This window comes from Gardnerella vaginalis (assembly GCF_001546485.1).
Classification (GTDB): Bacteria; Actinomycetota; Actinomycetes; order Actinomycetales; family Bifidobacteriaceae; genus Bifidobacterium; species Bifidobacterium vaginale_D.
The window spans coordinates 19,326-28,555 of the sequence record NZ_KQ956852.1 but is presented as its reverse complement, the minus strand read 5'-3'; the positions used below and the strand labels follow the sequence as shown (position 1 = coordinate 28,555).

Genomic DNA, 9,230 nt, shown 5'->3' with positions numbered 1-9,230 from the left:
CGTACCACGGATCTGCCAAGTCGAGCAGCATCTCGCGACCAGGCTGCGGCTTTGGAAGCGACGGATCAAAAGCACGATACATATGCACCAACTCGCGCTTTTCTGCAGGAAGTAGACGCAATAACGATCGCATATGTGATGCAGTCATTGGCAAAAATAAGTTCGTTTCCGCAATTTCGTCCGCTTCAATACGATGCGCAAAATGCGAAACCGGCAGCCTGTATCCGCGCTTTGTAAGCTCACGCTGAGCACGTCTGTCAATCGGATTCCCGTATTCTTCGTCACTAACTCCGCTGGAACGTACCGCCACAACGTCACCCAATCCCCTCAACTGGAATTCGTTGCGCAGCACAATTTCCGCCATAGGCGAGCGACAAATATTGCCCGTGCAAACCGTCATCACTGTGTATGGGTGACGCGCGTCTACTTTGATTTTGCTTGATTCTTCAGTCATATTTCCTCGTTTACTTTGCGATTTATAGATTCTTCGTGATTTATAGATTCTTTACATTCTGCAGATTACTTCACGATTCCTCGTTTACTGCGCAGGCTCATATACCATAAAACGATATCGCGCAGGATTGCTTTCGCCACCAACCTTCAGCGGCGCTTCCTGCCACTCACCTTCGCGCGCAACATGCCATTTTCCGGCATCAACCAACGCATGAATGTTCGGAGCAAACGTGTCCGCTGCAACTTTCGCGTCGATTTGCGTTACGTAAGCTGCGTCCGCGTGGTAATTTGCAAGCATTTCTCGCAAAATTGCAGCTCCGCCAATAACCCAGATTGCTGGACCGTCTAAAGGCGAGTCTTGAGTTGCGTCTTGAGATGCGCTTTCTTTATTTTCCAGCTTTTCCTTATTTTCCAGCCATTCACGCGCGTAATCCAAAGCCGAATCAATGCTAGTAAAACTACGAGCGCCATCTGCTACGAAATCAGGATTTCGAGTAACCACAATATTTTCGCGACCCGGCAGCGGACGGAATTTCGGCGGCATCGAATCCCACGTACCGCGACCCATAATCACAGGGCAACCGATTGTCATCGCCTTAAAATAGCGCAAATCCGGCGAAAGTCGCCACGGCATACCGCCGTTCACGCCCATCGCGCCTGGCTTGCCGTCTAAACCGAAAGCCTCGCCCCAAATCAGTCGCACCGGAAAATTATTCAGCGCACTTACGCTACTTTCCATTTTCGCCCCCTAAAAGCTAAATCACGCTAAATCAAAGCTAAATCGCGAATAAATCATACGAAAATCAAACTACATCACACTGCAACCGGCGCTTTAATCGTCGGATGATGCTTGTAATCAACAACCTTAAAATCGCTGTAATCGTAATCAAAAATCGAATCCGCTTTACGAATTTCAAGCTGCGGATACGGGTATGGCTCACGCGAAAGCTGCTCAAGCACCTGCTCAACGTGATTATCGTAAATATGGCAGTCGCCGCCCGTCCACACAAATTCGCCCGGCTCAAGACCCGCTTGCTGAGCCATCATCATCGTCAAAAGCGAATAAGACGCAATATTAAACGGCACGCCGAGGAACATGTCGCAAGAACGCTGGTAAAGCTGGCAGGAAAGCTTGCCGTCGGCAACGTAGAACTGGAAAAGCGAGTGGCAAGGCGGCAACGCCATATGCTCAACTTCCGCAGGATTCCAAGCGCTAACAATCATGCGGCGAGAATCTGGATGATGCTTCATAAGATCCAGAACGTTTGCGATTTGGTCGATTGTGCGGTTTGGATTTTCCGCCGTCGGCGCCGGCCAACTCCTCCACTGCACGCCGTAAACAGGACCTAAATCGCCGTTTTCGTCCGCCCACTCGTCCCAAATATGAACGCCATTTTCTTGCAACCAGCGCACATTGCTTGAACCTTTAAGGAACCAAAGCAACTCGTACGCAAGTCCTTTGAAAAACACAGTTTTTGTAGTGATAAGCGGAAAATATTTGCTAATATCAAAGCGGATTTGCTGACCAAAAAGTGAGATTGTACCAGTGCCGGTGCGATCTGATTTTAAAGTGCCTTCCGTAAGGATTTTTCGCACTAAATCCTCGTAAGGAGTTGGAATGTTGGAAAGCGGTTTTTGTGGTATGCGCGCGCGAATTGCGGCAAGTTCTTCTTCTGTTAAAGCCATGCTGCCATGGTAACAAAGCGATAATAAATTTAAAGAATCGCGCTCGTAAAACCATATGCCTACCGCGCAAAACGCTAACTTCGACAACTGAGCGCAAAGTTACAATCCTTACGATAACATGAAGAAACACGATTGCAGCAAAGGAGCAAAAATGTCTAGAAGATTGTGGGTTGAACGTAGCGAAGATGGCACATGGGAAGCACACAGCGACGATGGTGCGAGCCTCAAGTTTGGTCGCGGCGAAGGCATGTTTACTCCAGTTGAACTATTGCAAATTGCGCTAGCAGGCTGCACTGCACTCAGTAGCCAGTACGCTGTAGAACACGCGGTCGGTGAGGGTGCTGGAGCGCGCGTAGTAGTAAATGGTACGTACGATGCGGAAGAAGGAACTTACTTGCGTTTCCAAGAAGACGTTACAGTCGACGCAACCTCAACAAAACCAGCACTCAATGAAGAAAACGCTGCCGCACTGAAAGAGCGTATGGAACGCCATATTTCCAAAGGTTGCACTGTTAAACACACACTCGAAAAAGGTGCTGCAGTTAGCGTAAACGTTACCATTCGACACTAAAATCAAGTAAAAACGCGAAAAAACAACTACAAATCACCAAAATCACTAAAAAATACTACAAAATTAACTCAAAATTCACCACATGTGGCACAATTGAGTACACAAGATACTTACGCAATACTGATGCTATGTATGCGTGTATGCAACCGGAGGAAACTTTGAAAATCGCGATTTTTACTGAAACATATCCACCATACATTAATGGCGTTGCAACACAGTCTTACATGCTCAAGAAAATGTATGAGGAGCTTGGTCATGAAGTGCTGGTTGTAACAGTCGGCTCTGAAAAACAGCGTAAAACTAAGCTTGAAGACGGCGTCGTCTATGTTCCTGGCATCTTATTGAAAAAGCTTTATAAATATCGCGTAGCACTTCCAATTGGCAATATGCGTAAAAAATTCCCGCTCAACTTTAAGCCAGATGTTATTCATATCCAAAATGAATTCGGTATTGGTGAAATCGGCTTGGAAGTGGCTAAGAAGGAGCATATTCCTGTTATTTACACACTTCACACAGAGTACGATAAATTCCTGTTTTACATTGGTTTGAAGCATTTTACTGAGTTCTCACGCAATCTTTCGGCGAAATATTTTATGCGTTTCTCAAAGAATGCCACAATTATTACAAGTATGTCTGCTAAGGCGCAAGCTTATATCGACCGTCAGAAGGTTGATAAAAAAGTTGTTGTACTGAACAATGCAGTAGAATATAAGCAATTCTTACCTACCCCAGAACGTCTTGCCTTCCGTAAAGCTTTCCGCGAAAAATATGGTGTTTCGGACTCAACTAAGCTGTTCGTGTTCGTTGGCAGAATTGGTGCTGAAAAAAATATTGCAGAACTGATTGATAACTTTATGTATTGTGATTTTCCTCGAGAAAAAGCACGATTATTTGTGATTGGCGGCGGTCCGGATTTAGAGTCGTTGCGCGAACGCGTATCTTCTAACGGGTTTGACGATAGAATTTACTTGCTCGGACCAATTGCACATACTGAAATACCAAAGTATTTGCATGCAATGGACTACTACACTACTGCCTCACTTTCCGAGATGCATTCGCTTTCCATGCTTGAAGCAATGGCTTCCGGCTTGTTTGCACTGGTAAAACATGATTTACCGAATGAAAACCAGATTATTAGTGGTCAAAACGGGTATCAGTGGGATACTCGTGAAGATTTTAAGACTGTTTTTAGTAAAGTTTTAAATATGAGCGAAGCTGAGCAGGCGCAGCTTAAGAAGAACGTACTTGAGTATTCAAAGAATAACGATTTTAAGAGTCAAGCGCAGGAATTGCTGAAAATTTACGAGCGCGCGATTGAAATGAATAAAGAAGATCTTGCTAAGAAAAAGACGGAACGGGATGCTCGATACGCACGGTTTATGCTCAAAAAGAGCGAGAACAACAATGACTAAACTTGCGTTATTTGTAGCAAAGGCTTTAAACAACAATGCCGCTTGCTGACAGCGTTCTCGTAGCTGTGCAATACTGTTCCTGCTGATGACGAGCATCCGACTTGCAGTCGCACTTCTGCACACGCTGCACCAAACTAAATCACAACTACCAACGCCAACTAAAACTAAACAAAACTGCAGAAATCGTCAATTAATTTTCAACTAATTCTTAACTAATTCTCAACGCTTCTACTCGAGTGTTCCTAAATGATGCTGCGTTGCATCAGCACTCGCGTCATCAAACTCCCCTGCATCGGCCGCATCTACCAGAGCAAGTGCAGCGTCCACCAAATCTGGTCGCAACGCATCCAGCCAGTGAATACGCGCATCTCTACCAAACCAGCCCATCTGCTTGCGAGCAAGTCGCTTCGTCTTTTGCGCAATATCCGCAAAAGCCTCATCCTCACTCCAAACGCCGTCTAAATAATCTATAATCTGTTGATATCCGAGCGCGCGAGCAGCAGTCACGCCTAATCGTCCACGGATTGCACGCACTTCGTCCACAAACCCCTGTTCTCGCATTAATTGCGTCCGTAATTCCACGCGTTGATCTAAATCTTCACGCTGTAAATCCAAACCAATTTGCACACAATCGATCACATACTTGTACTGTGGAAGCGTTGCAGAATAAGGCTTACCAGTAAGTTCAATCACTTCAAGCGCTCGAATAGTGCGTCGAGGGTTGCGAGCATCCATATGAGCTGCCGCCACAGGATCTTTCTGCCGCAACTCTGCAAATAGCGCATCAGCCCCCTCTTTGTGCTCTCGTTCTTCTAAAGCCGCACGAATAGTCGCATCTGTACCCGGGAATGTAATATCGTCCACAGCGGCGCGCGCATACAATCCCGAACCGCCAACTAAAATCGGTCTCACTCCGCGTGACTGCAAATCATGAATGCATTGTCGCGCTAATGTTTGAAAGCGCGCGACTGTCATTGTTTCTTCCGGATCAATAATGTCAAGTAAGTGATGTGGTACTGCTGCCTGCTCTTTAGCACTCGCTTTCGCTGTGCCAATGTCCATATGCCTGTACATTTGGTATGCATCTGCGTTGATGATTTCCGCACATACACCGCATTCATGTAATCTTTTTGATAAAGCAATACCGAGACTTGTTTTGCCAGAAGCCGTAGGTCCTACGATTGATATCACCTTCGGTACGTGATGATACTTATTTTCGATCACAATATGCTCCTCGGATTCGCACGCAAACTTACGGTGTAGTACATAGCGTTATAGAGTTACTGTTACCAGTGCTACAGTATCGCTAGTATCGCTATTCTACCGCTATATTATCGACACATACCCCTTTCCTGAACGTTTCATAAAACATTTCGTAAAACATTTCGTAAAACATTTCGTAAAAAGCTAACCAAAATATTGTGTAAAAGAAATGTTTGCCGCAATATAGTCGATGCAATGGTGAGTTTAAAAAATCACGCATATACGTTACTGAGCAGTGTCGCGAGTATGATAGAAAAATGTGATACTTGATCGTCATAACCGTGTAAACGCAGCAGAGCTGTACGCTCGTCTTCATAGTAACGAAACAATGAACGAAGCAAACAGCAACAATACAACCAATACCCATAATAACACTGAGCATCATTGTCCTCAGTGTGGTAAAAGTAATGCGCCAACACTGCCGGAAGATCAAATCGACGAATTTGTGAACATGATGCAAGTGTACGAAGGCGCGATGTACGAAATCAGCACGAAGCTTGAGATTCTTGACAGTGAGTTTCAAGTTCGTTTTTCGCATGATCCGATTCATCATATGGAACGTCGCTTAAAATCTGTACACTCGATTTTTGAAAAGTTACAGCGTCGTCATCTCGACATTTCTACTCGTTCTATACGGGACAATCTTTTCGATGTTGCAGGCATCCGCGTTATCTGTAACTACCGCGATGACGTGTATTCTGTAGCACAATATCTTTCTAAGCAAACCGATATCCAAGTATTGCAAGTTAAGGATTACATTAAAAATCCTAAGCAAAATGGATATCGCAGTTTACATGTGATTTATGCTGTGCCAGTATTTTTGTCATCAGGAGCACACTACACGCCAGTCGAAGTGCAGTTCCGCACAATTGCAATGGATTATTGGGCTAGCTTGGAGCATGCTTTGCGATATAAGGCCGGTTTGCCAGATGCTAAGTTAGCTGAGCATTCGCAAACTTTGCTTGACTGTGCACGTAGCCTGCAAAATATTGAAGCGCAAATGCAAGGTATTCATCGCGACATTAACGGCGCTCCTCGTGTTGAAGAAGCACCAAATAGCAGAGTGTAAGATTATAAGATATAGCTCAACTGTATGGCAGGTGTTTATGCAAACATGCTTTGCATAAACACCTTTTTACGAGTGCGTTTGTTTGGCACAAATGTAGTAAATTATGGTGCTATTTTTAGTATTTTTTAAGATGTATTAGTTAGAATATTGTGAGAACGTTGTCTTGACAGCGTTTTATTTCATTGCTGTTAAGGAGAAACAATGGCAAACTTTACACAAGATTATTACAGGAGCAGCACTCCTGAAGTCGTCGATACTCAAGCCACATATGCTTTTGAAGAAGCAAAAAGAGTTTCGGTAAGCCGCACTTACGGAGAAATGACGCTCGGGCTTATCGTTACTGCACTTGTTGCAATGCTTACGCAAACTACGGATTTATTCTCTCAGTTTATGATTGCAACTCACGGCTGGGGTTGGATTTTACTTATCGGCGCACAAATTGTTATATCTATTTTCATGGGCACTCGCATTATGAAAATGAGCACTACCACTGCACGCGTTCTGTTTTATGCTTATTCAGCATTAACTGGATTTACACTGAGCACTATTTTTATGGCGTTTAGCCTTGGTTCGATTGCTCTCGTGTTTGCATTAACTGCTGGATTCTTCCTTTGCTTGACGATGCTTGCGCTTACTACAAAAAAGGATTTGCTTAAAGCAGGACCAATTCTTATGGTTGCGCTTGTTGTATTAGTTATTACGCAAGTTATTTTAATGTTTGTGGCTCCTGGTGCAGGCGTATTACGAATTGTTGCGGCTATTGGAGTTCTTATTTTTGCTGGTTTAACTGCCTACGATGCGCAGGCAACTCGCTCACTCCTTGAGCAGTATGCAAATCAGCCAGAAATGGTGAAGAAGCTGTCGATTTTCTGCGCTTTCCAGCTTTATTTGGACTTCATTAACATGTTCATTTATCTCCTCCAATTGCTTGGAGATAGTAGAGATTAGTAGTTCTGATTTTCTAAACACAAAAACCCTGCTGATTCGTTCGGCAGGGTTTTTCTATTATGCGCTCAAGCAGGCGCTTTGAACGAGGTTGAAATCAATGGGATTTCAACCTCCTTCAAAGCGTGATTTGGCTCAATTGTGAAGCACAGTGTGCTTAACGCTCGCGCGGGTAACGCGCTCGCTACTGAGCTTGCGTTGAAAGCACACCGTGCTTTCAATTTGAGCAAGCTCAGCGAATCGAAGTGACTTCTCGCGCATTATGCAGCTCGAAGTCGTCGATTCGCAAATCAGCCGAACGGCTATGCCGTGAGGAATAAGCGCGAAAGCAGTTCGTCAGCGCACACCAGTCACAACCTAGTTCCTAAGTATCACCACACGATTCTGCCCTGCCTTCGTCAATCGAGACGAAAGCGGACCTCGCTTGCGTTGAAAGCACACTGTGCTTTCAACCCTGAGCAAGCTCGGCGCTCCGAATTGCCTTCGCGCGCGCTACGCTTTATGCGCTCAAGCAGGTCGTCGCGCACGAAACAACAAAAGACCCCACGAGTTTCCTCGCGGGGTCTTTGTTAAGCCTTAGCTAATACTTTCAGTTAAGAAAATACTAGGCAAGAATCTTGGTCACACGACCAGAACCAACGGTACGGCCACCTTCACGAACTGCGAAGGTCAAGCCCTCTTCCATTGCGATGGCCTGGATCAACTCAACAGTGAATGTTGCGTGATCGCCAGGCTGAACCATCTCAACGCCTTCTGGCAAGGTGATAACGCCGGTGACGTCGGTGGTGCGGAAGTAGAACTGTGGACGGTAGTTGGAGAAGAACGGCGAGTGACGGCCACCTTCGTCCTTGGTCAAGACGTAAACTTCGCCTTCGAACTTGGTGTGTGGGGTCACAGAACCTGGAGCAGCCACAACCTGGCCACGCTCAACGTCGGTACGGTTGATACCACGGAGAAGAAGACCGGTGTTATCGCCAGCTTCTGCCTCATCCATCTGCTTGTGGAAGGTCTCGATGGAGGTAACGGTGGTGGTCTGAGTTGGACGCAAACCAACAATCTCCACTGGAGTGTTGATTGGGAGCTTACCACGCTCAACACGACCGGTAACCACGGTACCACGACCGGAGATGGTGAACACATCTTCGATTGGCATCAAGAATGGCTTGTCAAGATCGTGAACTGGGGTTGGAATGTACTCGTCAACAGCCTTCATGAGTTCCTTGACGGTCTCTACCCACTTCTCGTGATCTGGAGCATCATCGTGCAAAGCACCGTAAGCAGAAGTACGGATGACTGGGCAATCGCGATCGAAGCCATTTTCTTCGAGGAGGTCACGAACCTCTTCCTCAACGAGGTCGATAAGCTCTTCGTCGTCAACCATATCGCACTTGTTCAAAGCAACGAGGATTTTCGGAACGCCGACCTGCTTAGCAAGCAACACGTGCTCGCGAGTCTGAGCCATAGGACCATCGGTAGCAGCAACCACGAGGATTGCGCCATCCATCTGAGCAGCACCGGTGATCATGTTCTTCACGTAATCAGCGTGGCCTGGAGCATCCACGTGAGCGTAGTGACGCTCAGCGGTCTGATACTCGATGTGTGCGATGTTGATGGTAATACCGCGTTCCTTCTCTTCTGGAGCGGCATCAATCTGATCGAAGTCATACTGAGGGTTCAGATCAGGATATTCGCTGTGCAGCACCTTAGAAATAGCCGCGGTCAGGGTAGTCTTACCGTGATCAACGTGACCAATGGTACCAATGTTAACATGCGGCTTAGTACGCTCGTACTTTTCCTTTGCCATGTGTTTGTCCTCCTGGACGTCTCGTAG

Annotated in this window: 9 protein-coding genes; 4 read left to right on the top strand and 5 right to left on the bottom strand. The window is 46.0% G+C overall.

The features are described from left to right. The 3 genes from HMPREF3208_RS02945 to HMPREF3208_RS02935 all read right to left on the bottom strand — a co-directional run. A partial coding sequence (locus HMPREF3208_RS02945; RefSeq protein ID WP_064347153.1) for a low molecular weight protein-tyrosine-phosphatase occupies nucleotides 1–454 on the bottom strand: 454 nt, incomplete at its 3' end. Nucleotides 455–538: 84 nt separating this feature from the next. Next, nucleotides 539–1,192 (bottom strand): dihydrofolate reductase, encoded by a 654-nt coding sequence (locus tag HMPREF3208_RS02940; protein WP_064347151.1) that lies wholly within the window; start codon nucleotides 1,190–1,192, stop codon nucleotides 539–541. Nucleotides 1,193–1,266: 74 nt separating this feature from the next. Next, nucleotides 1,267–2,139: a thymidylate synthase gene (locus HMPREF3208_RS02935; RefSeq protein WP_064347149.1), complete on the bottom strand. Its 873-nt coding sequence runs from the start codon at nucleotides 2,137–2,139 to the stop codon at nucleotides 1,267–1,269. 151 nt (nucleotides 2,140–2,290) lie between these two features. Here HMPREF3208_RS02935 and HMPREF3208_RS02930 point away from each other — a divergent pair, with 151 nt between their 5' ends. Both HMPREF3208_RS02930 and HMPREF3208_RS02925 read left to right on the top strand, forming a co-directional pair. Then, complete coding sequence (locus tag HMPREF3208_RS02930; RefSeq protein ID WP_064347146.1) at nucleotides 2,291–2,710, top strand: OsmC family protein; 420 nt, start codon at nucleotides 2,291–2,293, stop codon at nucleotides 2,708–2,710. A 140-nt stretch (nucleotides 2,711–2,850) separates the two neighbouring features. Further along, complete coding sequence (locus tag HMPREF3208_RS02925; protein ID WP_081091169.1) at nucleotides 2,851–4,122, top strand: glycosyltransferase; 1,272 nt, start codon at nucleotides 2,851–2,853, stop codon at nucleotides 4,120–4,122. A gap of 228 nt (nucleotides 4,123–4,350) precedes the next feature. Here the strand turns inward: HMPREF3208_RS02925 and miaA are convergent, their stop codons facing one another. Next, on the bottom strand, nucleotides 4,351–5,346 hold the full coding sequence (gene miaA / locus HMPREF3208_RS02920) for a tRNA (adenosine(37)-N6)-dimethylallyltransferase MiaA (protein ID WP_064347143.1): 996 nt from the start codon (nucleotides 5,344–5,346) through the stop codon (nucleotides 4,351–4,353). Between the two features lie 298 nt (nucleotides 5,347–5,644). On the opposite strand from miaA, the gene HMPREF3208_RS02915 reads away from it, so the two are divergent. Both HMPREF3208_RS02915 and HMPREF3208_RS02910 read left to right on the top strand, forming a co-directional pair. Further along, nucleotides 5,645–6,454 (top strand): GTP pyrophosphokinase, encoded by an 810-nt coding sequence (locus tag HMPREF3208_RS02915; RefSeq protein WP_064347141.1) that lies wholly within the window; start codon nucleotides 5,645–5,647, stop codon nucleotides 6,452–6,454. Nucleotides 6,455–6,655: 201 nt separating this feature from the next. After that, entirely contained in the window at nucleotides 6,656–7,402 is a 747-nt protein-coding gene (locus HMPREF3208_RS02910; protein WP_064347139.1) for a Bax inhibitor-1/YccA family protein, read from the top strand. A gap of 601 nt (nucleotides 7,403–8,003) precedes the next feature. Here the strand turns inward: HMPREF3208_RS02910 and tuf are convergent. Next, nucleotides 8,004–9,203, bottom strand: a complete 1,200-nt coding sequence (tuf, locus tag HMPREF3208_RS02905; protein WP_016637093.1) for an elongation factor Tu — start codon at nucleotides 9,201–9,203, stop codon at nucleotides 8,004–8,006. Nucleotides 9,204–9,230 lie beyond the last annotated feature (27 nt).

Coding starts and splice junctions, on each gene's coding strand:
- tuf (WP_016637093.1), bottom strand. CDS start 9,203: ATGGCAAAGGAAAAGTACGAGCGTACTAAGCCGCATGTTAACATTGGT.
- HMPREF3208_RS02940 (WP_064347151.1), bottom strand. CDS start 1,192: ATGGAAAGTAGCGTAAGTGCGCTGAATAATTTTCCGGTGCGACTGATT.
- HMPREF3208_RS02930 (WP_064347146.1), top strand. CDS start 2,291: ATGTCTAGAAGATTGTGGGTTGAACGTAGCGAAGATGGCACATGGGAA.
- HMPREF3208_RS02925 (WP_081091169.1), top strand. CDS start 2,851: ATGCAACCGGAGGAAACTTTGAAAATCGCGATTTTTACTGAAACATAT.
- HMPREF3208_RS02935 (WP_064347149.1), bottom strand. CDS start 2,139: ATGGCTTTAACAGAAGAAGAACTTGCCGCAATTCGCGCGCGCATACCA.
- HMPREF3208_RS02910 (WP_064347139.1), top strand. CDS start 6,656: ATGGCAAACTTTACACAAGATTATTACAGGAGCAGCACTCCTGAAGTC.